At 62.2% G+C, this 24,183-nt stretch carries 22 protein-coding genes; 14 read left to right on the forward strand and 8 right to left on the reverse strand.

The window, feature by feature from the left end; all coding sequences use genetic code 11:
* Window positions 1-18: 18 nt before the first annotated feature.
* The 8 genes from E2H86_RS07960 to E2H86_RS07995 all read left to right on the forward strand — a co-directional run bounded on the left by E2H86_RS07960 (window position 19) and on the right by E2H86_RS07995 (window position 7,993).
* A complete protein-coding gene (locus E2H86_RS07960) occupies window positions 19-1,029 on the forward strand; it encodes an ABC transporter permease subunit (RefSeq protein WP_133326436.1) in 1,011 nt (336 codons plus the stop codon).
* An 8-nt stretch (window positions 1,030-1,037) separates the two neighbouring features.
* Complete coding sequence (locus E2H86_RS07965) at window positions 1,038-1,964, forward strand: ABC transporter permease subunit (protein ID WP_133326438.1); 927 nt, start codon at window positions 1,038-1,040, stop codon at window positions 1,962-1,964.
* 10 nt (window positions 1,965-1,974) lie between these two features.
* The gene (locus tag E2H86_RS07970) at window positions 1,975-2,943 is read left to right on the forward strand and encodes an ABC transporter ATP-binding protein (RefSeq protein WP_133326440.1); all 969 of its coding nucleotides are present in this window, start codon (window positions 1,975-1,977) and stop codon (window positions 2,941-2,943) included.
* Window positions 2,943-3,911 carry a peptide ABC transporter ATP-binding protein gene (locus E2H86_RS07975; protein ID WP_133326442.1) on the forward strand — a complete coding sequence of 323 codons (969 nt, stop codon included), beginning with the start codon at window positions 2,943-2,945 and terminating at the stop codon, window positions 3,909-3,911. Before E2H86_RS07970 ends, E2H86_RS07975 begins: the two co-directional genes overlap by 1 nt.
* A gap of 297 nt (window positions 3,912-4,208) precedes the next feature.
* On the forward strand, window positions 4,209-5,018 hold the full coding sequence (locus tag E2H86_RS07980) for an AraC family transcriptional regulator (RefSeq protein WP_133326591.1): 810 nt from the start codon (window positions 4,209-4,211) through the stop codon (window positions 5,016-5,018).
* Between the two features lie 65 nt (window positions 5,019-5,083).
* Window positions 5,084-6,490 carry an NAD(P)/FAD-dependent oxidoreductase gene (locus E2H86_RS07985; RefSeq protein ID WP_133326444.1) on the forward strand — a complete coding sequence of 469 codons (1,407 nt, stop codon included), beginning with the start codon at window positions 5,084-5,086 and terminating at the stop codon, window positions 6,488-6,490.
* 29 nt (window positions 6,491-6,519) lie between these two features.
* Entirely contained in the window at window positions 6,520-6,861 is a 342-nt protein-coding gene (locus E2H86_RS07990) for a cupin domain-containing protein (RefSeq protein WP_133326446.1), read from the forward strand.
* A gap of 52 nt (window positions 6,862-6,913) precedes the next feature.
* Entirely contained in the window at window positions 6,914-7,993 is a 1,080-nt protein-coding gene (locus E2H86_RS07995) for a polyamine ABC transporter substrate-binding protein (RefSeq protein WP_133326448.1), read from the forward strand.
* Window positions 7,994-8,027: 34 nt separating this feature from the next.
* Here the strand turns inward: E2H86_RS07995 and E2H86_RS08000 are convergent, their stop codons facing one another.
* The 3 genes from E2H86_RS08000 to E2H86_RS08010 form a co-directional block, all read right to left on the reverse strand.
* Window positions 8,028-9,611: a peptide chain release factor 3 gene (locus E2H86_RS08000; protein ID WP_133326450.1), complete on the reverse strand. Its 1,584-nt coding sequence runs from the start codon at window positions 9,609-9,611 to the stop codon at window positions 8,028-8,030.
* 220 nt (window positions 9,612-9,831) lie between these two features.
* Window positions 9,832-10,035: a helix-turn-helix domain-containing protein gene (locus E2H86_RS26185; RefSeq protein WP_230385286.1), complete on the reverse strand. Its 204-nt coding sequence runs from the start codon at window positions 10,033-10,035 to the stop codon at window positions 9,832-9,834.
* Window positions 10,036-10,108: 73 nt separating this feature from the next.
* The gene (locus tag E2H86_RS08010) at window positions 10,109-10,360 is read right to left on the reverse strand and encodes a type II toxin-antitoxin system RelE/ParE family toxin (RefSeq protein WP_230385287.1); all 252 of its coding nucleotides are present in this window, start codon (window positions 10,358-10,360) and stop codon (window positions 10,109-10,111) included.
* A gap of 416 nt (window positions 10,361-10,776) precedes the next feature.
* Here E2H86_RS08010 and E2H86_RS08015 point away from each other — a divergent pair, with 416 nt between their 5' ends.
* The 4 genes from E2H86_RS08015 to E2H86_RS08030 are packed head-to-tail and all read left to right on the forward strand — an operon-like array spanning window position 10,777 to window position 14,218.
* A complete protein-coding gene (locus tag E2H86_RS08015; protein WP_133326452.1) occupies window positions 10,777-11,487 on the forward strand; it encodes an ABC transporter permease in 711 nt (236 codons plus the stop codon).
* 15 nt (window positions 11,488-11,502) lie between these two features.
* Window positions 11,503-12,414, forward strand: a complete 912-nt coding sequence (locus E2H86_RS08020; RefSeq protein WP_133326454.1) for a glycine betaine ABC transporter substrate-binding protein — start codon at window positions 11,503-11,505, stop codon at window positions 12,412-12,414.
* On the forward strand, window positions 12,411-13,064 hold the full coding sequence (locus E2H86_RS08025; RefSeq protein WP_133326456.1) for an ABC transporter permease: 654 nt from the start codon (window positions 12,411-12,413) through the stop codon (window positions 13,062-13,064). The genes E2H86_RS08020 and E2H86_RS08025 overlap by 4 nt, the downstream gene beginning before the upstream one ends.
* On the forward strand, window positions 13,061-14,218 hold the full coding sequence (locus E2H86_RS08030; protein WP_133326458.1) for an osmoprotectant ABC transporter ATP-binding protein OsmV: 1,158 nt from the start codon (window positions 13,061-13,063) through the stop codon (window positions 14,216-14,218). Before E2H86_RS08025 ends, E2H86_RS08030 begins: the two co-directional genes overlap by 4 nt.
* A gap of 232 nt (window positions 14,219-14,450) precedes the next feature.
* Here the strand turns inward: E2H86_RS08030 and E2H86_RS08035 are convergent, their stop codons facing one another.
* From E2H86_RS08035 to E2H86_RS08045, 3 genes are all read right to left on the reverse strand, one after another.
* Entirely contained in the window at window positions 14,451-16,880 is a 2,430-nt protein-coding gene (locus E2H86_RS08035; protein ID WP_133326460.1) for a TonB-dependent siderophore receptor, read from the reverse strand.
* A 108-nt stretch (window positions 16,881-16,988) separates the two neighbouring features.
* Window positions 16,989-17,951, reverse strand: a complete 963-nt coding sequence (locus E2H86_RS08040) for a FecR family protein (RefSeq protein ID WP_133326462.1) — start codon at window positions 17,949-17,951, stop codon at window positions 16,989-16,991.
* Between the two features lie 17 nt (window positions 17,952-17,968).
* Window positions 17,969-18,457 carry a sigma-70 family RNA polymerase sigma factor gene (locus E2H86_RS08045; protein ID WP_133326464.1) on the reverse strand — a complete coding sequence of 163 codons (489 nt, stop codon included), beginning with the start codon at window positions 18,455-18,457 and terminating at the stop codon, window positions 17,969-17,971.
* 504 nt (window positions 18,458-18,961) lie between these two features.
* Between E2H86_RS08045 and E2H86_RS08050 the strand changes: the two genes are divergently transcribed.
* Complete coding sequence (locus E2H86_RS08050) at window positions 18,962-20,125, forward strand: type III PLP-dependent enzyme (RefSeq protein ID WP_133326466.1); 1,164 nt, start codon at window positions 18,962-18,964, stop codon at window positions 20,123-20,125.
* A gap of 92 nt (window positions 20,126-20,217) precedes the next feature.
* On the opposite strand, the gene E2H86_RS08055 is transcribed toward E2H86_RS08050, so the two are convergent.
* Window positions 20,218-20,967, reverse strand: coding sequence for a tetratricopeptide repeat protein (locus E2H86_RS08055; protein WP_133326468.1), 750 nt, complete (start codon window positions 20,965-20,967; stop codon window positions 20,218-20,220).
* A 3-nt stretch (window positions 20,968-20,970) separates the two neighbouring features.
* Window positions 20,971-21,651, reverse strand: coding sequence for a Fe2+-dependent dioxygenase (locus tag E2H86_RS08060; protein ID WP_133326470.1), 681 nt, complete (start codon window positions 21,649-21,651; stop codon window positions 20,971-20,973).
* Between the two features lie 221 nt (window positions 21,652-21,872).
* Between E2H86_RS08060 and E2H86_RS08065 the strand changes: the two genes are divergently transcribed.
* Window positions 21,873-24,113 (forward strand): TonB-dependent receptor, encoded by a 2,241-nt coding sequence (locus tag E2H86_RS08065; RefSeq protein ID WP_133326472.1) that lies wholly within the window; start codon window positions 21,873-21,875, stop codon window positions 24,111-24,113.
* The last annotated feature ends 70 nt before the right edge of the window (window positions 24,114-24,183 follow it).

A 24,183-nucleotide genomic window follows, 5' to 3' on the forward strand; every position in this document is an offset into this window, starting at 1 on the left:
ATTGAGGTAACCCTGACAATGTTGAGTTTTATTGCCCGGCGCCTGGGCCTGTTGATACCGACCTTCTTCGGTATCACCTTGCTGACCTTCGCGCTCATACGCCTGATCCCCGGCGACCCGGTGGAAGTGATGATGGGCGAGCGCAGAGTGGACCCCGAGATGCACGCCCAGGCCATGGAGCGCCTGGGCCTGAACAAACCGCTTCCGGTCCAGTATCTGGATTACGTGGGCAAGCTCGCCCAAGGTGACCTGGGAGAGTCGCTGCGTACCCGCGAGAGTGTCTGGACCGAGTTCCTCACGCTGTTCCCGGCGACCCTGGAACTGTCGCTCGCCGCCCTGCTGTTCGCCGGTACCATCGGCGTGCTCGCCGGGGTGATCGCTGCGCTCAAACGGGGCTCGCTGTTCGACCACGGGGTGATGGGCATTTCGCTGGCCGGCTACTCCATGCCGATCTTCTGGTGGGGTCTGATCCTGATCATGTTCTTCTCGGTCAGCCTTGGCTGGACGCCGGTATCAGGCCGCATCGACCTGCTCTACGACATCGAGCCGAAAACCGGCTTCATGCTCATCGACACCTTGCTCAGCGATGAGGAAGGCGCGTTCAAGGACGCGGTCATGCACCTGATCCTGCCGGCCATCGTGCTGGGCACCATCCCCCTGGCAGTGATCGCCCGCATGACCCGCTCGTCGATGCTCGAGGTACTGCGCGAAGACTACATCCGCACCGCACGGGCCAAGGGCCTGTCGCCGGCCCGCGTGGTGTTCGTGCACGGCCTGCGCAACGCGCTGATCCCGGTGTTGACGGTATTCGGCCTGCAAGTCGGCACGCTGCTGGCTGGCGCCGTCCTGACCGAAACCATCTTCTCCTGGCCGGGCGTCGGCAAATGGCTGATCGAAGCCATCGGCGCCCGTGACTACCCCGTGGTCCAGAACGGCATCCTGTTGATCGCCTGCCTGGTCATCCTGGTCAATTTCGTGGTGGACATCCTCTACGGCCTGGCCAACCCACGCATCCGTCATCAGCGCTGAGGCCCTCCATGACCAGTCCGACAATCAAAACCGTCGCACCGGCCCAGCCGGTGGACACCAGTCTGCTTTACCCCTCCCCGTTCAAGGAGTTCTGGCATGCCTTCGCCCGCAACAAAGGTGCGGTGCTGGGCTTGGCCTTCATGTGCGTGGTGGTGTTCTGCGCGCTGTTCGCGCCGTGGGTGGCGCCGTATGACCCAAGCGAGCAATTTCGCGACTACCTGCTGACCCCACCGGTTTGGCTCGAAGGAGGCACCTGGCAATTCGTGCTGGGCACCGACGAACTGGGCCGCGACCTGCTTTCGCGGCTGATCACCGGCGCACGCCTGTCGTTGCTGATCGGCCTGTCATCGGTAGTGATGTCGTTGATCCCCGGCATTCTTCTGGGTCTGCTGGCCGGCTTCTTCCCGCGCCTGCTCGGCCCGTCGATCATGCGCCTGATGGACGTGATGCTGGCATTGCCATCGTTGCTGCTGGCAGTGGCGATCGTCGCCATCCTCGGCCCTGGCCTGATCAACACGGTAATCGCCATCGCCATCGTGTCGTTGCCGTCCTACGTCCGTCTGACCCGCGCTGCAGTGATGGGCGAACTCAATCGCGACTACGTCACCGCTGCGCGCCTGGCCGGTGCCGGGCTACCACGGCTGATGTTCGTGACCGTGTTACCCAACTGCATGGCGCCGTTGATCGTCCAGGCCACCCTGAGTTTCTCGTCGGCCATTCTCGACGCCGCAGCCCTGGGCTTCCTCGGCCTGGGTGTGCAACCCCCGACACCCGAATGGGGCACGATGCTGGCTTCGGCGCGTGACTATATCGAGCGCGCCTGGTGGGTGGTGAGCCTGCCCGGCCTGACCATCCTGCTCAGCGTGCTGGCAATCAACCTGATGGGCGACGGCCTGCGCGATGCGCTGGATCCGAAACTCAAGAACGCCGCCTGAGGAGCCCGTCATGTCACTGTTGCAGATCAACAACCTCAACGTGCGCTTCGGCGACGCCAATGCAGTACCGGTAGTGGACGGCCTCGACCTGGCGGTGGACGCCGGCGAGATTCTGGCCATCGTCGGCGAATCCGGCTCCGGCAAGTCGGTGACCATGATGGCGCTGATGGGCCTGATCGACGCCCCCGGGCGAATCTCCGCGGACACCCTCAGTTTTGCCGGCACCGACATGCTCAAGCTCAGCGCCCGGCAGCGGCGCAAGATCGTCGGCAAGGACATCGCCATGGTCTTCCAGGACCCGATGACCGCGCTCAACCCTAGCTATACCGTAGGCTTCCAGATCGAGGAGGTGCTGCGCCAGCACCTGGGTCTCAAAGGCAAGGCCGCTCGCCAGCGAGCCCTGGAGCTGCTGAGAAAGGTCGAGATCCCGGCCCCGGAAAGCCGCCTGGACGCCTATCCACATCAACTGTCAGGCGGCATGAGCCAGCGCGTCGCGATCGCCATGGCGATCGCCGGTGAACCCAAGCTGCTGATCGCCGACGAACCGACCACCGCCCTGGATGTGACCATCCAGGCGCAGATCATGGAGCTGCTGGTGAACCTGCAGAAAGAGCGCAACATGGCGCTGATCCTGATCACCCATGACCTTGCGGTGGTCGCCGAGACCGCCCGACGGGTGTGCGTGATGTATGCCGGCCAAGCGGTCGAGGTGGGCCAGGTGCCGGAGTTGTTCGACATTCCTGCCCACCCCTACAGCGAGGCCCTGCTGGCGGCCATCCCCGAGCACAGTATCGGTGCCGAGCGTCTGGCCACCCTACCGGGTATCGTTCCCGGCCGCTACGACCGACCGCAGGGCTGCCTGTTATCGCCACGCTGTCCTTACGTGCAAGACAACTGCCGGCAACAGCGCCCGGCGCTGGAACCCCAGGCCCACAGCCTGGCCCGCTGCTTCTACCCATTGAACCAGGAGGTGGCCTGATGGCTGTGGTACTCACCGCGCGGGAGCTTACCCGCCACTACGAGGTGTCCCGAGGGTTGTTCAAGGGTAACGCTTTGGTGCGTGCACTGAACGGCGTTTCGTTCGAACTGGAGGCCGGCAAGACCCTGGCCGTGGTGGGCGAGTCCGGCTGCGGCAAGTCGACCCTGGCACGGGCCCTGACCCTGATCGAGTCACCCACCTCCGGTTCGCTGCAGATCGCCGGAACCGAGGTGGCCGGTGCCAGCAAGGCTGCCCGCAAGCAATTACGCCGCGACGTGCAGATGGTCTTCCAGAGCCCTTACGCCTCGCTCAACCCAAGGCAGAAGATCGGCGACCAACTGGCCGAGCCGTTGCTGATCAATACCTCGCTGACCAAGGCCGAACGGCGTGACAAAGTCCAGCGGATGATGGAGCAGGTCGGTCTGCGACCGGAACATTATCAGCGCTATCCGCACATGTTCTCGGGCGGCCAGCGCCAGCGTATCGCCCTGGCCCGGGCCATGATGCTGCAGCCGAAGGTATTGGTGGCGGACGAACCGACGTCGGCGCTCGATGTCTCGATCCAGGCACAGGTGCTCAACCTGTTCATGGACCTGCAGAAGGAATTCGACACCGCCTACGTCTTCATCTCGCACAACCTGGCGGTGGTGCGTCACGTGGCCGATCAAGTGCTGGTGATGTACCTGGGCCGGCCGGCAGAGATGGGGCCGAAAGAGGACATCTACGAAAAGCCGCTGCACCCCTATACCCAGGCCTTGCTGTCAGCGACCCCGGCGATTCACCCGGACCCGCTGAAACCTAAGATTCGCATTGCCGGGGAGCTCCCTAACCCCTTGAACCCACCGGAGGGCTGTGCGTTCCACAAGCGCTGCCCTTACGCCACTGAGCGTTGCGCCAGTGAGGTGCCGGCGTTCCGGCTGGTTGGGACGCGGCAGGTGGCGTGTCATTACGCGGAGCAGTTCCTCTAGAACAGTATCGCCTCCATCGCCGGCAAGCCGGCGATGGACCCGCGAAACCTCAATGCATGAAGAACCAGATCAGAATGATCACCGGAATGGGTACACCAATCATCCATAGCAGTATCGAGCGCATAACCTTTCTCCTTGTGTGAGGTTGGTTAAGTCATTGCAGCGCCCATGCCAGACGTGTCAAAAAATTACATGCTTATGAAACAACAGGTTAGCGGCCAAGCCGCTTGAAGAAACCGTGCAAAATGCCAGATCGCCGATATTGCGTCGGGGTGTTCTGCAATGCACTATCGCTTCATGACCACGCCTGCCCTCCCCGACGGCCCCGAGCAGACCCCGCTCACGGCCGATACCGTGCTGCGCTATCACCTGTGCTGGAAGCATCGCGACCTCGAGGGCGTGATCGCGCTTTATCACCCGGAAGTGCAGTACCACGACTTCTTTCAGAACCGCATGCTCGGCTACCACGAACTGCGTGAGTACGTAAGCGCCTGCCTGCCCCACGAGGCCGGCGAAGACATCGTACACAGTGACCGTATCCGCGTGGATGGCTGCACCGCGTTCATCCAGTACCAGGTCACGGTGCAGGGTGGCGCGGGTCTGGTGGCATTCCAGTCCAGCGAGGCAATCACGGTCCGCGATGGCCTGATCTGGCGGGTCAATGAATACGCCACGCTGGTTCGCAGCAATGGCGCCGGCTCCGAAAGCGGCGGCCCACGCCCTGCCACCAGCCGGCTGGGCTTGTCACCCCGACAGCTGTCGACCATGGCCCAGGACCTGGAGCACTATTTTCAGCGCCAACGCCCCTATCTCGACCCGGAACTGAACCTGCAACAGGTGGCCGACGCCAGCGGCTACAGCCGCAACCAGATCTCCTATCTGCTCAATCAGGTGCTGGGCCAGAGCTTCTACCGCTACGTCAACCAGGCGCGTCTGCAACACTTGCTGGCCAGCCTGGACGCTGACAGCGCCGAAGCGACCATCGACGATCTGGCTTTCAATGCCGGCTTCAATTCCCTGTCGGCGTTCTACAAGTGCTTCCGCGAGCACACAGGGCTCACGCCCAAGGCCTACCTGCGGCAAATTTCCCTGCGTGCACGCACGTAAGACAGCTCCGGCCCGCCCCCACTAGGATCGCCCACAGACCCTGACGGATGTGGAGCCACCCTTCGATGCAAGCCCTGCGCACACTCAGCCTGTGGATGGAGCAACTCGACGAGCCGCTGACCCCGCGCCCGGCCCTGGAAGTCGACCTGGAGGTCGACGTGTGCATCATCGGTGCCGGCTATACCGGGCTGTGGACGGCCTACTACCTCAAGCGCCAGGCAGCGCACCTGAACATCGCCGTGATCGATGCCAAGATCGCAGGTTTCGGCGCTTCGGGGCGCAACGGCGGTTGGCTGATGGGCAACCTGCTGGGCGAGGACCGTCTATTGGCCACGCTTTCACCGCAACACCGACGCGCCAGCATCGATCTGCTGCACGGTATCCCCGACCAGGTACAGGATGTGCTGCAGCGCGAAAGCATCGACTGCGATTACCGCAAAGGCGGCGTACTGTATTGTGCTTCGCGCTACCCCGAGCAGGAGCGCAGCCTGCGTGCCTACCTCGATGACCTTTATCGCCAGGGCATGACCGAGGACGACTACCGCTGGCTGCGGCCGGAGCAACTGGATGCCCAACTGCGCGTGAGCAATGCCTACGGCGCCATCTTCAGTCCGCACACCGCGACCATTCAGCCAGCGAAGCTGGTGCGGGGCCTGGCCAGGGCTGTCGAAGCGCTGGGCGTAGCGATCTACGAGAACACCCCTGCCATTGACTGGCAGCCTGGCGAAGTGCGCTCGCCCCTGGCTCGCATCCGCTGCCAATGGACGGTGCCCGCCGTCGAGGGTTATGCCGCCAGCCTGCCGCCGCTGGGCAAGCATCAGTTGCCGGTGCAAAGCCTGCTGGTGGCCACCGAACCCTTGTCCGAATCGACCTGGGAGCAAATCGGGCTGTCCCAGGGCCAGGCCTTCAGCGAAAGCAGCCGCCAGGTCACCTATGGCCAGCGCACAGCGGACAACCGCCTGGTGTTCGGCGCCCGCGGTGGCTACCGCTTCGGCGGCCGTCTGCGGGAAAACTTCACGCTCGAACAACATGAGATCGAACTGCGCCGCTATTTGTTCGGCGAACTGTTCCCGCAACTACGGCAGGTTCGGATCACGCACTCCTGGGGCGGCAACCTCGGCATGGCCAGGCGCTTTCGTCCGCACATGCTCTGCGATCGGCAGCGCGGTATCGCCCTGGCCGGTGGCTACGGCGGCGAAGGCGTCGGCGCGACCAATCTCGGCGGACGCACCCTGGCGGCATTGATCCTCAACCAGCACAACGAACTGACTGCGCAACCCTGGGTGCTCGACAACCGTCCCGTGTCGAGCTTGGCCAGCTGGCCACCAGAGCCCTGCCGCTGGCTGGGCTACAACGCGATCATCAAAAGTTTCGTCCACGAGGACCGGACCCTCGCCAATCCCGCCAGCGCGCCCTGGAGGCGGCGCCTGGCCAGCTCGTTAGCGGACTTCATGGAAGGTTTCATGCACTGATTTCCCCCCTGACACAGGATCCAGCGGTCATGAGCATCACCCACTTCAAGCACACAGAAAGCGTCGAGCTCGATAGTTCCAACCCGGTCGCGGTGCCGCTCGGCGCCCCGGTGGCAGTCACCTCGGTCACCTGCGTGGAGCGCAGCGACGGCGTCGAGACCGGCATCTGGGAATGCACGCCCGGGCGCTGGCGACGGCAAATCGTTCAGCAAGAGTTCTGCCATTTCATCAAAGGCCGTTGCACCTTCACCGCCGACGGTGGCGAGCCCTTGGTCATAGAAGCCGGAGACGCCCTGATGCTACCGGCCAACAGCACCGGCACCTGGGACATCCAGGAAACCGTGCGCAAGACCTACGTCCTCATTTTCTGATCCGCTGATCGCCTGCCTTCGATAACAACAGACAAAGCAAGGTAAACCCGACATGCGCACGCTCCTTCTCGCTCCCCTGATGCTGGCCGCCAGCATGACCCACGCCGCTGAAACGGTGAAGATCTACAATTGGTCCAGCTACGTTGCACCCGACACCCTGAAGAACTTCCAGCAGGCCACCGGCATCGTGCCGACCTACGATGTGTACGACAGCAACGAGACCCTCGACGGCAAGTTGATGACCGGCAACTCCGGCTACGACGTGGTGTTTCCTTCCAACCACTTCATGGCCCGGCAGATCCAGGGCAAGGCGCTCAAACGCCTGGACCGCTCGCAGTTGCCCAACTGGCACAACCTCAATCCGGTGCTGCTCAAGGCGCTGGAGGTCAACGATCCGGGCAACCAGTATGGCTTTCCCTATCTCTGGGGTAGCACCGGCATTGGCTACAACATCGACAAGGTCAAGGCAGTGCTCGGCGACAATGCCCCCGTCGACTCCTGGGATCTGATCTTCAAACCCGAGTACATGAGCAAGCTGAAAAGCTGCGGCGTCGCGGTGCTGGACAACGGCCCCGAGCTGCTGCCGATCGCCCTGCATTACCTGGGTCTGCCGCACCACAGCCAGGACCGGGCGGACTACGACAAGGCCAAGGCGCTTTTGATGAGCGTGCGACCGTACATCAGCTACTTCCATTCGTCGAAGTACACCGGCGACCTGGCCAATGGCGATGTGTGCGTGGTGGTGGGTTTCTCTGGCGATGTACTGCAGGCCAAGAACCGTGCCGAGGAAGCGCACAACGGGGTGAAAGTGGGTTACTCGATTCCCAAGGAAGGCGCGCCGATGTGGTTCGACATGGTCGCCATGCCAGCCGATGCGCCCGACGAAAAAGCGGCCTACGCCTACATGAACTACCTGCTGCAACCTGAGGTGATGGCCAACATCAGCAACCATGTGCAGTACGCCAACGGTAACCTCAAGGCTGACGGCTTGGTGGACCCGGCCATGAAGGGCAACAGCATGATCTACCCGGGCGAGGATGTGATGGGCAAGTTGTATGCCCTGGAGGCGATGCCGGCGAAGATCGACCGGATCAGGACGCGGATCTGGACCAGCATCAAGGCCGGCAATTGAGACTGGGGCCGCTTTGCGGCCCCTGTTTCAATGATCAGTGGTGCTCGCGGGTCGCGCGGAACTTGATGTCCGGCCAGCGCTCTTCCATCAGCGACAGGTTGACGCGGGTCGGCGCCAGGTAGGTCAGGTGACCGCCACCGTCGATGGCCAGGTTCTCCATAGCCTTGTTCTGGAATTCCTCGAGCTTCTTCTTGTCGTCGCAGCTGATCCAACGGGCCGACCAGACGGTGATCGGCTCGTAGGCGCACTCGACCTTGTACTCTTCCTTCAGGCGGCTGGCGACCACATCGAACTGCAGCACACCGACCGCACCGAGGATGATGTCGTTACTGCGCTCTGGGAAGAACACCTGGGTCGCGCCCTCTTCCGCCAGCTGCTGCAGGCCCTGGCGCAGTTGCTTGGACTTGAGCGGGTCTTTAAGACGCACGCGGCGGAACAGCTCCGGAGCGAAGTGCGGGATGCCGGTGAAGCCCAGCGCCTCGCCTTCGGTGAAGGTGTCGCCGATCTGGATGGTGCCGTGGTTGTGCAGACCGATGATGTCGCCGGCATAGGCTTCTTCGAGCTGCTCACGTTCGGACGAGAAGAACGTCAGTGCATCGCCGATGCGCAGGTCCTTGTTCAGGCGCACGTGGCGCATCTTCATGCCCTTCTCGTACTTGCCCGAGCAGATGCGCATGAAGGCGATGCGGTCGCGGTGTTTAGGGTCCATGTTCGCCTGGATCTTGAACACGAAACCGGTGAACTTCTCCTCGACCGGCTCGACGGTCCGCTCGTGGGCGACGCGGCCCAATGGGCGCGGCGCCCAGTCGACGACCGCATCGAGCACATGGTCGACACCGAAGTTGCCCAGCGCGGTCCCGAAAAACACAGGGGTCAGTTGGCCATTGATGAACTCGTCCTGGTTGAACTCGTGGCAGGCGCCCTGCACCAGCTCGAGCTGCTCGACGAACGCGTCGTATTGATCGCCCAGGTGTGCACGGGCTTCATCGGAGTCCAGCTTCTGGATGATCTTGGCTTCGGTGCGCTCGTGGCCGTGCCCTGGGGTATAGACGATGATGTAGTCGCCGGTCAGGTGATACACACCCTTGAAGTCGCGATAGCAACCGATCGGCCAGGTGATCGGTGCGGCCTTGATCTTGAGCACCGCCTCGATCTCGTCGAGCAATTCGATCGGGTCACGGATGTCGCGGTCGAGTTTGTTGATGAAGCTGACGATCGGCGTGTCGCGCAGGCGGCAGACGTCCATCAGGGCGATGGTCCGCGGCTCGACGCCCTTACCACCGTCGAGCACCATCAGCGCCGAGTCCACCGCGGTCAGGGTGCGGTAGGTATCCTCGGAGAAGTCTTCGTGGCCGGGGGTGTCGAGCAGGTTGATCATGTGCTCGCGGTACGGGAACTGCATCACCGAGGTGGTGATGGAGATGCCGCGCTGTTTCTCCATTTCCATCCAGTCGGAGGTGGCATGGCGGTCGGACTTGCGCGACTTCACGGTACCGGCGACGGCAATGGCCTTGCCCATCAACAGGAGCTTCTCGGTGATGGTGGTCTTACCGGCGTCGGGGTGGGAAATGATTGCGAAAGTGCGGCGCTTCGCGACTTCGGCGGCCTGGTTGGTCATGGGAAATCGCCTGACTGGGGATTTGAAAGGGGCAGTATCATACCTGATGTTGGGCGGGGTACCAAAACCCGATCACTGGACGCTGGTCCAGGGTAACGGCTAGACGCGTTTCAGTTGCGCCTCAGAAAATCCGTCAAGCGTGACAGGGGGACGCCCAGGGATATGTACGACCAGCTCCAATGCCCCCCAAGGGCCTCCACATAGCTGCGGAGGGTGGAAATCAACATGTCTCTGCGTGCTCCACCTTGGAAACGTTGCTCTGCCGGATATCGAGGCGTTCCGCCAGCCCTTCCTGGGTGATTTCCAACTGCCTGCGCAATGCTTGCAGGGTCATCTCTTCACAGATCAATTCAAGCCCGCGGGCCTCGACTTTCGCCCTGCGGCCAGGCGAAAGCTCATTCATCACATCATCAAGCGTTTTCATAACTCAACCTCTGGACAGGTGTCGTTCAAAACGTGCATCGGCACGCTCGATTAGGCTCCGGTAAAACCTACGCTCACTGGTAATCCCCGGCTACTAACAGCAGCGCACAGCGAGAAGGGTCAAATGCGAACGCTACGCGCCACACTCCATCCCCGACGGTAAACCGCAGCTCTTTCATGTTCGAATGTCTTGAGCCCTTCAAGGTATCTACACGAGGTCGCCCCAGCGCTGGACCGCGGTATGCGAGCAGATGGAGTTGAGCCAAGAGTTCATCCTGTACCTCAAGAGTCAACCTCCCGAACTCGACCGCGAATTCGGGGCACATCCCTATTGCCCACACCGCAAATACCCCCAAAGGAATATTCCCTCAAGGAGATTTCGAGGAAATTTCAGAGGGTAATTGTGCTCAGGGAACAAATGGCTCGGTAGCAGGTAATTAAACGCCTTCAGGCAAGAAAAGCGCTGTTTTTTCGTGCGAAAAAACGCCACTACCAGTGATTAACGCTGGCCAAATGCCGCCTCAGATGGGAACCTTTACGCCCACGGAGACGTCCACTCCCTCACAAGCCGCTTCGCTTGGGGACTGGTTTCATCAGCATTTTCGGGCCCGACGGGGTTCGGCTCATGGCCTGATCGCTGCCCTCGGCAAGCATCACGCTGCTACTCGCGAACACACCGCCTGCCGCCCTCGAGGGCCGGCTACACAGAAGTGTGCTCGCCGACAACACAAGGAGTCCGCCTGTGGCTAAACGCTACGGAAAGGGGCTGTTGGGATGGGCCGCCGTGCTCGTCATCCTGGCCCTGCTGGTCCATTGGATCGGCATCGACACGATCGCACGCTACCGCGACGATCTTGGGTTCTACCTGCAAGCGCACCTGATGCTGGTGCTGGCTTCGATGGGGGCGGCGTTAGCCGTGGGCATCCCCGCCGGCATTGCCCTGAGTCGACCGCACCGGGTCGACAAAGCCGAACGCTTCATGCAGTTTTTCAATGTTGGCAACACCATTCCCCCTCTGGCCGTACTGGCCATCGCCCTGAGTATCCTGGGCATCGGCGCAGGCCCCGCGATCTTCGCCCTGTTCCTCGCCTCCCTCCTGCCGATCGTGCGCAACACCTACGAAGGCCTGAAAAACGTCCCCGCCTCACTCAAGGAAGCCGCCACCGGCATCGGCATGACGCCCCGCCAGCAACTGTGGCAGGTCGAACTGCCCAACGCCGTGCCGATCATCGTCGGCGGCGTACGCGTAGCCCTGGCCCTGAACGTGGGAACTGCCCCCTTGGCCTTCCTGATCGGCGCCAACAGCCTCGGCAGCCTGATCTTCCCCGGCATCGCCCTGAACAATCAGCCGCAACTGCTGCTGGGCGCCGCCTGCACGGCGCTGCTGGCGCTGGCGCTGGACGCCGCGGTGAGTTTCTCCAGCAAGCGCTGGCTGGAACGTGGCCTGACCTAATAAAAGAGGGATTGTATGAAGAGAAGAATCGCCTTGCTGCTGGGCGCGACCCTGCTGTTCGCAGGTTTCGCCCAAGCGGCGGACAAACCGCTGATCCGCATAGGCGCCCGGGTGTTCACCGAACAAACCGTGCTCGCCGAAATCACCGCACAGTACCTCAGGGCCAATGGTTTTGACGTCCGCGTCACCGGCGGCCTGGGCAGCAACCTCGCCCGCCAGGCACAAGAAACCGGCCAGCTAGATCTGATGTGGGAATACACCGGCGTGTCGCTGGTCTCGTACAACCATATCGAAGAACGCATGCCGAGCGCCGCAGCCACCTATGCCAAGGTCAAGGAACTGGATGCGAAAAAGGATCTGGTCTGGCTGACCCCGTCGAAGTTCAGCAATACCTATGCCCTGGGTTTGCCCAAGCAGGTCGCCGAAGCCTATCCACAGGTCCAGACCATCAGCGACCTCAACCAGGTACTGCGCGACGAGCATGATCGCAACCACCTGGTGGCGCTGGACACCGAGTTCGCCAACCGCCCTGATGGCCTGGTCGGCCTCAAGGCCATGTACGACCTGCAGGTGGGCCGCGCCAACATTCGCCAGATGGATGCCGGGCTGGTGTACACCGCCATGCGCAACAACCAGGTCTTCGCCGGCCTCGTCTATACCACGGACGGCCGCCTCAGCGCGTTCAATCTCAAGCTGCTCGAAGACGACAAGCACTACTTCCCCGACTACACCGCCGCCCCGGTGATCCGCAAAGCCGTGCTCGACGCCAGCCCTCAACTGGCCGATCTGCTCAAGCCTCTGGCCGAACAGCTTGACGACGAGACCATGCGTCAGCTCAACGCCAAGGTCGATGTCGAACACCAGAGCCCTTCCGCCGTGGCCGCTGCCTTCCTGCGCGAACACCCCCTCAGCGAGGTACAGCCATGACCCTGCTCGACACCTTCGCCCACCTCGACTGGGCCCAGGTCCTGCACCTGACCTGGCAGCACATCATGCTGGTCGGCATCGCCGTGAGCCTGGCGATCCTCATCGGTGTGCCGCTGGGCATCCTGATGACCCGCTTCCCCGCCCTCGCCGGCCCCCTGCAGGCCAGCGCCACGGTGCTGCTGACCATCCCGTCGATCGCCCTGTTCGGCCTGTTGCTGCCGTTCTATTCCAAGTTCGGCCAAGGCCTGGGGCCATTGCCGGCGATCACTGCGGTATTCCTCTATTCATTGCTACCGATCCTGCGTAACACCTACCTGGCCCTGACCAACGTCGAGCCTGGTATCCGCGAAGCCGCACGCGGAATCGGCATGACCTTCGGCCAGCGCCTGCGCATGGTCGAGCTGCCCATCGCAGTGCCGGTGATCCTCGCCGGCGTGCGCACCGCCGTGGTGATGAACATCGGCGTCATGACCATCGCCGCGACCATCGGTGCCGGTGGCCTGGGCGTACTCATCCTCACTTCCATCAGCCGCAGCGACATGTCGATGCTGCTGGTCGGCGCCGTGTTGGTCAGCCTGCTGGCCATCTTCGCCGATCTGCTCCTGCAAACCCTGCAACGTGCCCTGACTCCAGAAGGACTGCGCTCATGATCGAACTCAAGAACCTCAGCAAGACCTTCAACGTCAACGGCAAGGACGTCAAGGCCGTCGACTCGGTAAGCCTCACCGTCAACGAAGGGGAAATCTGCGTGTTCCTCGGCCCTTCGGGCTGCGGCAAGAGCACCACGCTGAAGATGATCAACCGCCTCATCACTCCAACATCCGGGCAGGTGTTCATCAACGGCGAGGACACCAGCGCACTGGACGAAGTGACCCTGCGTCGTCACATCGGCTATGTGATCCAGCAGATCGGTCTGTTCCCCAACATGACCATCGAGGAGAACATCACCGTGGTCCCACGCCTGCTCGGTTGGGACAAGCAGAAGTGCCACGACCGCGCCCGCGAGCTGATGCATATGATCAAGCTCGAGCCCAAGCAGTATCTGCAGCGCTATCCCCGTGAGCTATCCGGTGGCCAACAGCAGCGTATTGGCGTGATCCGCGCACTGGCTGCCGATGCGCCGGTGCTGCTGATGGACGAACCCTTCGGCGCGGTCGACCCGATCAACCGCGAGATGATCCAGAATGAGTTCTTCGAGATGCAGCGGGCCCTGAACAAGACCGTCATCATGGTCAGCCACGACATCGACGAGGCCATCAAGATGGGCGACAAGATCGCCATCTTCCGCGCCGGCAAGCTGCTTCAGCTGGACCATCCGGACACCCTGCTGGCGCATCCCGTGGACGAGTTCGTCAGCAACTTCGTCGGCCAGGACAGCACCCTCAAGCGTCTCCTGCTGGTACGTGCCGAGGACGCGGCAGACAACGCCCCGTCGGTCAGCCCGGAAACACCAGTGGCCGATGCCCTGGAGCTGCTGGACGAACACGACCGCCGCTACGTGGTGGTGACCGATGCGCAGAACAAAGCGCTGGGCTATGTGCGCCGCCGCGACATGCACCGCCAGCAAGGCACCTGCGGCGACTTCCTGCGCCAGTTCAACGCCACCGCTTCGCACGATGAACACCTGCGCATCCTGCTGTCGCGGATGTACGAGTTCAATCGCGCGTGGTTGCCGGTGCTGGATGCCGAGCAGGTATTCCTGGGCGAGGTGACCCAGGAATCGATCGCGGCGTACCTGAGCTCGGGACGTTCGCGGGGGGCGAAGACCAGTATCGTGTCGCCGGCCGAGGTGGCGGCCTCTTGAAATAGCGCCTCCCCCTTCGCGGGCAAGCCCGCCCCACCGGTCCTATGCCTGCCTGTGGGCTGGCGCTGTACCTGTGGGAGCGGGCTTGTCCCGCGAATGGGGCGACGCGGTGAATGGCACCGGCTTCGCCGGTGTTCGCGGGACAAGCCCGCTCCCACAGAGTCCAGTTAAATCAATGAGTTATGTTTAGTTCTATGGGAGCGGGCTTGCCCGCGAAGGGGACGACGCGTTGTCAGAACCCTACACTGGCCTGCACATAGAAGGTCCGTGGCTCACCCACATAGATCCCGGCATTGTTATCGCTCGAGCGGGTGAAGTATTGCTTGTCGAACAGGTTCTTCACCCCCGCCGCCAGCTTGAGATTGGACATCTGCGGCCCGAAGTCATACCCCCCACGGGCATGCCAGGTCACGTAGCCCGGGATGTCGCCATACTGCCCATCGGCACTTGGCTCGGTGATGTAGTCGCCATTGAAACTGCCATCGCTGTTGATTCCGGTCCCCGGCGCGCGCTGCTTGGATTGGGCATAGGCATCGAGGTTCCAGGTCCAGCGGTTGATCGCGTAGCGCAGCCCGGCAGTGGCCACCTGGCGTGAATAGAACGGCAGGTCGCGGTCCTTGAAGCCCGGAATCTCTCCTTCGTAGGTCGCGCGGGTGTAGGTATAGCCACCATTGACCGACAGGCCTTCCAGACGCGGGTCCAGGCCGGCCAAGTCGTAGCGCACCGAAGCCTCGATCCCCTGGTGCTTGGTCGCACCCAGGTTGGTCCAACCGACATCGTTGCTGATGTACTGCAACTCGTCATCGAAATCGATGTAGAACGCCGTCAACTCGCCAGCGAAACCACCCTTGTCATAGCGCGTACCGATTTCATAGGTCTTGGCCTTTTCCGGCTCCAGGCCGTTGGCCGTGCTGTTGCCGCTGCCGCCCTGGCCAAGCTGGAAGTACTGCAGGCTGCCGAAGGACGTCTCGTAGTTGGCGAACACCTTCCAGGCATCGGAGATGTGGTACATGACGCTCAATGCCGGCAGCGGCTCGTTGCTGGTGATGCTGCGTTTCTTCTCCGCCACCGGCTGGCCGTTGGCGCCGAGCACCGGGCGGTCGCGCCAATCGGTGTTGATGTGCTCGAAGCGGATACCCGGAGTGATCGTCCAGTTGCCGACGTCGATCTTGTCGTCGATGTAGTAGGCGCTGGCTTCAGTGCCACCGCTGCGATCCTGGAACACGTGGCCGTCGGAGGTCGGCGTGGAGGTGGGTACGTTGTCGATCAGAGCCAGGCGCGTCGACTGTTCGCGCATCGCTTCCTTGAGGTAGCGATAGCCGACACTGACTTCCTGGGTGGTTGGGCCAGCGAAGAAGATCCGCGACAGCCGGGGTTCGATGGCGAAGGTATGGTAGTTGCGCGGGTATGACGACAGGGTCTTCATGTCCCGCGAAGCAATGGCACTGCCACGGAAGCTGTCGGTGTAGTAGGTCAGCACCTCGAACTGGGTGGCATCGTCGAGCTGGCGTTGCCACTTGAACGACACGTCCTTGCGCCGCCCGGCGAAATAGTCGTAGTCGCGCAGCGACTGGAACGGTTTGTTGTCGTACTGGGCCTGGGTCAGGCCGCCGGGCATGTCGGCGCGGCCATCGTAGTAGTGGAAGTTGAGCCAGAACTCGTCGACGTCGGTGGGCGCCCAGTGGGTCTTGAGGATGACGTCGTCGATGTCGTTGCCGTTGTTGCTTTCCCGGTAGCCGTGGCCATTGACCCCGGTGTAGAGCAATGCCACACCCATGCCGTTGTCGGCGGTGCCCCCGACGAACGCCGACTCGGTGTGCTTCCAGCCGCCATGCTGCGAGGTCTCCAGGGTGGTGGACAACTCTGCCGAAGGCTTCTCGGGAATCGCCCGGGTGACGAAGTTGATCACCCCGCCGACGTTCTGCGGGCCATAGCGCACGGAGCCGGCGCCACGTACCACATCGATGCTGTCGAGGTTGCCCGAGGAGATGGGCGCCATCGACAACTGCGGCTGGCCATAAGGCGCAAAGGCGGCAGGGATGCCATCGATGAGCACCGTCGAGCGGGGCGACAGTCGCGAGGTCAGGCCACGCACGCCAACGTTCAGCGACAGGTCGCTGCCACCCGTGCCGTTGGAGTCCTGCACCTGCACGCCAGGGATGCCACGCAGCACGTCGCGCACGTTCATCGCGCCCTTCTCCACCATGGCCTCGCGGCGCACCACGGTGCGTGCGCCGGGATGGTTCTGCACCACCGCCTGGTCGGCATCGCCCAGCCAATCGCCCACCACGTTCACATCGATCGGGGCCAGTTCCAGGCTGCCGGTGTTCAGCGAGCCGGCCGACTCGGCAGGCTTGACCACCACGGTGTCCTGGGACTTTTCATAGGTCAGCCCGCTGCCTTCGAGCAGTTGTTGCAGCGCTTGCTCGGCCTGCAACGTGCCGGACACCGCCGGCGCTTGCTTACCGGCGACCAATTCGGGGCTGAAGAACAGTTGCAGATCGGTCTGCTGGCCCAGCGCGGTCAGCGCCGAGGCCAAGGGTTGTGCCTGAATCTGCAGGGCGCGGGGGGCCTCTTCGGCCTGGCTGGTGGCGGCAACGCTCGCGACGGCGAGGGCCAGCGCAAGGGCACGCATGCGGGGGAATGGCTTATTGTTGTTCACGTCGTCGAAACATCCTGGAAATACGGAATGGACCCAACCGCATGCAAATGAAAATGCTTGGCAGTTGCAGCTGGCGGGGAAGACGAACGAGTGAAAAAAAACCTGAATCTATTTCGCGATTATTTCCTGGGAGCCATCCTCATGGGCCTTGATGGCCACCGGTAGGATGCTCGGCAAGGCGCGCAACAGAGCATCCGTGTCGTCGGTGCTGAAGGTGCTGGACAGGCGCAAGCGGGCCACCTTGCCGGGTGCCACGCGCAAGGGCTGGGCACGATAGCGCGAGGTCTCGGCGACCACTTCGGCCAGCGTTGCGTCGTCGAACACCAGCTTGCCCTGGCGCCAGGCGGTAACGGCGGCAGTATTGACTGCATAAGGCGCCGCCACCACACCCTGGGCATCGATGTGCGAACCCTGGCCAGCGCTTAATTGCGCCAGCGAGGCGTCCTTGCCCTGGACCCTCACCGACCCCTGCTCCACCGTTACACGGGTGATGGCCGGATCGAGCCGGACATCGAAGCGGGTGCCGGTCACGGTGACGCTGCCCTGGGCGGTGTCGACCACGAACGGCCGGTTGCCGTCGTGGGCGACGACGAACATTGCCTCACCGGCATCCAGGTGGATGCGCCGACGCGCGCCGCTGAAATCGACGCGCATTCGCGTAGCGCCATTGAGATCCAGCCGAGTGCCATCCGGCAGTTCGACCTGGCGCCGCTCGCCGAAGGCGGTCTGCAAGAAATCCTGGTGATTGCGCTTCTGGTACTCCCAACCGCCCCAGCCAAGGCCCAGAGCCAGCAGCGCGACGCTGGCCGCCAGCGCCTGGCGCAAGAAACGCCGGCGTGGCAACTGCTGCACCGGGTCCGCCTGGCACAGTGCCTCGAGCCGCTGGCGCCCAAGCAGATCGGCGGCTTGCCAGAGCCGCAGCAGTTGCTGGTACTCCTGCGCGTGCAGCGGGTCGGTCGCCAACCACGCCTGCAAACCGGCCTGCAGCGCGGCATCGTTCGGCGCGTCCTGCACGCGGGCGAACCATTGCGCCGCCTGCTCGCGGACCGTCTCGGTACCGTGCTGTTTCATGGAAAGGGTCTCCTGCCTCATCTCGCCGACACATCCAGGTGCTCACGCAGATGCCGGAGCGTGCGGATCATATACTTTTCGACCATGTTCTTGGACAAACCCATGCGCTCGGCGATCTCGGCCTGGGTCAGGCCCTCGAGCTTCTGCCAGACGAATACCCGGCGGCAGTTCAGCGGCAGCTCGGCCAGCGCTCGCTCGACACTGTCGGCCAGTTCCAGGGCATGTACATAGGCTTCTGGGTCATCGCTGGCACCGCGCTCCTCATCCAAGGCTTCGCGCTCCAGGGCCTGGCGCCGGTCCTCGCGGCGAAAACCATCCACGGCGATATTACGCGCCGTCTGGTGCAGGTAGGCCCGTGGCTGGTCGACCTGTTCGCGCGAGGTTTCCAGCACTCGGACGAAGGCATCGTGGGTGAGGTCTTCGGCCTGCTGACGACTGCGCAGTTTGCGCGTCCAGGTGCCGATCAGCTCATGGTAATGGTCGAGGAAGCCTTTGTGTCCAGCCACGGGAAGTGTCGTCAGGGAGGCAGATGAGGGTGCGAATAGTAATGTTTCTCATCAAAGGCAGCAAATCCGTCCATCAGTAACAAAAAATTTATCGTCTTTTTTGCGCGCTTGGGCGTCGCAGGTCCGTGGCCATAAATATGAACACTTGAGGCCTTTTCCCGGATAACCCGGTTGCCACCTGTAGCGTGTGAGGCCCTTGAGACGGGCATGTCCGCAGAGGCTACGAACCGCTCCATTCCACAATTTTTTACGCTTGAAAGCCGCGATGGAACGTCAGGTAGTCACATCGGTCGGTTATTCAAATGGCTGGTCGTCGATCCGCGACGATCGTGCCCGGATTGCCTGTTGATTCTGCATTCTTCACGCCCTAAAGTGCGCGCCGAACGTCCATGCTGGAAACGATCCATCCGGCTCAAGTACTGAGTAGGCGAACCAAAGTGGGGATACGGAGGACGTTCAGTTGCAGCCACTTAAACTTTCAGTTTGCCCATGGAGTCCCTGAGCATGTCGATCCAGGTCGAAGACTATTTCGCACGTGAAACCTTCCAGAAAATGAAGGCGTTCGCCGACAAGCAGGAAACCCCGTTCGTACTCATCGACACCCAGATGATCAGCCAGGCCTACGACGACCTGCGTGCAGGTTTCGAATTCGCCAAGGTCTACTACGCAGTCAAGGCCAACCCGGCCGTCGAGATCATCGACCTGCTCAAGGACAAAGGCTCGAACTTCGACATCGCCTCGATCTATGAGCTGGACAAGGTGATGAACCAGGGTGTAAGCGCCGATCGCATCAGTTACGGCAACACCATCAAGAAATCCAAGGACATCCGCTACTTCTACGAGAAAGGCGTTCGCCTGTACGCCACCGACTCCGAAGCCGACCTGCGCAACATCGCCAAGGCCGCTCCGGGCTCGAAAGTGTACGTGCGCATCCTCACCGAAGGCTCCACCACTGCCGACTGGCCGCTGTCGCGCAAGTTCGGCTGCCAGACCGACATGGCCATGGACCTGCTGATCCTCGCCCGCGACCTGGGCCTGGTGCCTTATGGCGTGTCGTTCCACGTCGGTTCCCAGCAGCGCGACATCAGCGTCTGGGATGCGGCCATCGCCAAGGTCAAGGTGATCTTCGAGCGCCTGAAGGACGAAGACGGCATCGAATTGAAGATGATCAACATGGGTGGTGGCTTCCCGGCCAACTACATCACCCGTACCAACAGCCTCGAGACCTATGCCGAGGAAATCATCCGCTTCCTGAAGGAAGACTTCGGTGACGACCTGCCGGAAATCATCCTCGAACCTGGCCGTTCGCTGATCGCCAACGCCGGTATCCTGGTCAGTGAAGTGGTGCTGGTCGCCCGCAAGTCGCGCACTGCGGTCGAGCGTTGGGTCTACACCGACGTGGGCAAGTTCTCCGGCCTGATCGAAACCATGGACGAGTCCATCAAGTTCCCGATCTGGACCGAGAAGAAAGGCGAGATGGAAGAAGTGGTCATCGCCGGCCCGACCTGCGACAGCGCCGACATCATGTACGAGCACTACAAGTATGGCCTGCCCCTGAACCTGGCCATCGGCGACCGCCTGTACTGGCTGTCGACCGGCGCCTACACCACCAGCTACAGCGCGGTGGAATTCAACGGCTTCCCGCCGCTGAAGGCGTTCTACCTGTAATGCACGACGGGGCCGAAAGGCCCCGTCTTCTTTTGTGAATCTTTCCCGGCCTCTTAGCGGGCAAGCCCGCTAAGAGACCAGTACAGACAACCTCACTCGCCGCGCCGTTCCAGCTCCTCGGCATAGCGGCCCGCGAAGGCCATCAGCACAGGCCCTGCCTTCTGCAAAGTCACCAAGGCAGCGCGCAGGAAATTGCCATTGCCCTCCACCCTGGCCTTCTCCAGCCAAGGCGCGGCCTCACTTACCTGACCGCGCTCGACCAATACCATCGCCAAGCTGAACATCCCGCGGAAGTCCCCCGCCTCGGCCGAACGTCGGTACCAGCGTACCGCTCGCGCCGGGCTGGGCGCGGTGGCAATGCCCTGTTCCAGGTAACGCCCGTACAGGTTCATCGACTTGGCATGGCCCAGATGCGCACCTTTCTCATAGCAGACCAATGCCTGCGCCTGGTTGGCCGGCACGCCCCGTCCGGTGGCGAGCAGGTTGCCAAGGTTGTACAGCCCCCAATCGAGGCCGGCATCAGCCGCACGGGCGTAATGGATGGCCGCCTGGGACAGGTTGGTCTCGCCGCCCCAGCCATGCTCCAGGCACCGCCCAAGCATGTTGTGCGCCATGGCGTTGCCACGCTGCGCGGCGATGCCGAACCAGCGCCGTGCGACGCTGCAGTCCTGCTCGATGCCGCGACCATCAAGCAGGATCTGTCCGAGCAACAGCTGCGCCTCGACCACCCCCTGCCCCGCTGCCGCCAGGATCGCCTGGGCAGCCCTGCCCGGACTGCCTTCGAGCATGGCCTTCAGCTCGGCGATATCCACCACTTGCTCACGACGCAACGGATAGGACACGGGTCAAACCTCGGCCCAGCGGCGCAGCAGATTGTGATAGGTGCCGGTCAACTGCAGCAATGAAGGATGATCAGGCACATCGGTCGCCAGTTGCTGGATGGCCGTGTCCATCTCGAACAGCAGCGCGCGCTGGCTGTCCTCGCGAATCAGGCTCTGGGTCCAGAAGAATGCCGCATAACGAGCGCCACGGGTCACCGGATTGACCTTGTGCAGGCTGGTGCCGGGGTACAGCACCAGATCACCCGCAGCCAACTTCACCTGCTGCACGCCGAAGGTATCGTGGATCACCAGCTCGCCGCCGTCGTAGCTCTGCGGATCGCTGAGGAACAACGTCGAGGAAAGGTCGGTACGCACCCGTTCGGCGCTACCCTTGGGCTGGCGCAGGGCATTGTCGATGTGGAAATCGAAACTACCGCCCTCGCGGTAGCAGTTGATCAGCGGCGGAAACACCTTGTGCGGCAGGGCAGCCGACATGAAGCGTGGATTGCGCCACAGGCGTTCGATGAGCGCACTGCCGATTTCCTTGGCCAAGGCGTGCCCTTCGGGAAGCTGCAGGTTGTACTTGGCCTTGGCCGATTGATACCCGGCCGTGGCCTTGCCATCTGCCCAGTCGGCCTGTTCGAGAGCCTCGCGGATACGCACGAGTTCAGCGTCGTCGAACAAGCCGGGGATGTGAAGCAGCATGGCGGCGGCACCGTAAGAATCTGTTAAGGCGCCAATGATATTGATTCCCTTTTACGTCACACAAGTCCTTTTGCGACCTTTGACGTTTCAGCAGATGTAAACCGGAAAGGTAAATTGTAAAGATTGTAAATTCTTCACGAATGGTAACTAATCTCAATTGTGACTTACAATTGCTTACATTAACATCCGCGGCCTTCACACCTTGGGGAAGGTCTACAACAATGACTCACGTACCATCTGCAGCAGCTTCGCCCCGCCGGATCGCCTCGGCGATCGGCGTTGCCATCTCTGCCGCATCTTCTGGGCAAATGGCCCTGGCTGCCGACGCCGACAACAGCGCCGTGGTATCGCTGGACGCCACCAGCGTCAATGCGACCGAAGATGTCAGCCGCTACAAGACTGACGTCTCCAGCTCGAAAAAATACACCGCGCCCCTGCGCGAGACGCCCAAGAGCGTTACCGTCATTCCCCAACAGGTGATCCGCGACACGGCTGCCACCAGCCTGGTGGATGCGCTACGCACCACGCCAGGCATCACCTTTGGTGCCGGTGAGGGTGGCAACCCGGCTGGAGACCGTCCAATCATCCGCGGCTTCAACGCCGAGAGCGATGTGTTCGTCGATGGCATGCGCGATGTCGCATCGCAGAGCCGCGAGATCTTCAACGTCGAGTCGATCGAAGTGAGCAAGGGCCCCGGTTCGGCATTCACCGGCGCTGGCTCGACCGGCGGCAGCCTCAACCTGGTGACCAAGACCGCCAAGCTCGGTGACAGCTACAACGGCGGTTTCACCTGGGGCTCGGACCAGACCAAGCGCACCACCCTGGACCTGAACAAGCAGCTCACCGACACCGCAGCGTTGCGCTTGAACCTCATGAAGCATGAAGCCAATGTCGCCGGCCGTGACGACGTGGATGTCAGCCGCTGGGGTGTCGCCCCGTCGTTCGCCTTCGGCCTGGGCACCGACACCCGCGTGACGGTCGGCTACTACCACCTCAAGACCGACGATATGCCCGACTACGGCATTCCATTGAACCGCAGCGCCGATCGCAGCAAGTACAACGTCGACGGTCCCGCCCATGTCGATCGCGACAATTTCTACGGTTTGAACGATCGCGACTACCGCAAGACCAGCAACGACAGCGGCACGATCCGCATCGAACACGACCTGAACGAAAACCTCACGCTGTCCAACAGCTTCCGCATGTCGCGCTCGACGCTCGACTACATCGTCACCAACCCGGACGATAGCAAGGGCAACGTGGCCAACGGTACGGTGTATCGCGCGACGAAGAACCGCAACTCCACTTCCAAGGGCTGGGTCAACCAGACCGACCTGAGCGCCAAGTTCAATACCGGCTTCATCGAGCACAGCCTGGTGACCGGCCTGGAGTTCACCTACACCGATACCCACAACCGGGGTTACAGCATCACTTCGGCAGCCGGCACCGGCACCGTCTGCACCCCAGCGTTGCTGGCCTCGGGCGACTGCACCAGCCTGTACGATCCGTCGCCGGACGACAGCTGGTCGGGCACCATCGCCGACAGCAAGGCATTCACCGATACCGACACCAAGACCAGCGCGGCGTATGTGTTCGATACCCTGACCTTCAATGACCAATGGTCGCTGAATCTGGGTCTGCGCTACGACGACTATCAGACCAAGTCCAGTGGCTACAGCAACGGTGGACGAGGTTCGGTAGCAGGCGAGTTCTCTCGCGAGAACAACGCACACCTGTGGAACTACCAGGTCGGCGTGGTCTACAAGCCCCTGCCCAACGGCAGCATCTATGCGGCCTGGTCGACCTCGAGCAACCCATCTGGCGAATCCAGCGGCAACGGCGGCCTGGAACTGGCCACCAACAACAGCAACCTGGACCCGGAACGCAACCGCAACTACGAAATCGGCACCAAGTGGGACTTCTTCGACGAGAACCTGTCGCTGACCGCCGCGCTGTTCCGTACCGACAAGACCAACGCCCGGGTTACCGACCCCGACAATGCGACCTACCAGGTCCTGGACGGTGAGCAACGTGTACAGGGCGTGGAGCTGACCTACTCGGGTAACCTGACCAGCAAGTGGAAGGTCTACGGCGGCTATACCTACATGGAAAGCGAGATCGTCAAGACCACCACTGCGGCCAACGAAGGCAATCACATGCCGAGCACGCCACGCAACAACTTCACCTTCTGGTCGACCTACGACATCGTTCCACAGCTGACCATCGGCGCCGGTGCCACGTTCGTCGACTCGCGCTTCGGTGATGAAGCCAACTCGGTGGAAGTGCCTTCCTACTGGCGCTACGACGCCATGGCCACCTATCGCCTGACCAAGAACGTCGACCTGCAGCTCAACGTGCAGAACCTGACCGACAAGCGTTACTTCGATCAGGTCTTCGCCCCGCATTATGCTCACGTTGCCCCAGGACGTACCGCCCTGATGAGCGCGAACTTCCACTTCTGAGGTCATGCCCGCGAACCCCGCTCATTCCAGTGAGCGGGGTTTTTTCGTATCGAGGCATAATGCACCCCGC

This window comes from Pseudomonas putida (genome assembly GCF_004357765.1).
In the GTDB taxonomy this organism is placed as follows: domain Bacteria; phylum Pseudomonadota; class Gammaproteobacteria; order Pseudomonadales; family Pseudomonadaceae; genus Aquipseudomonas; species Aquipseudomonas putida_U.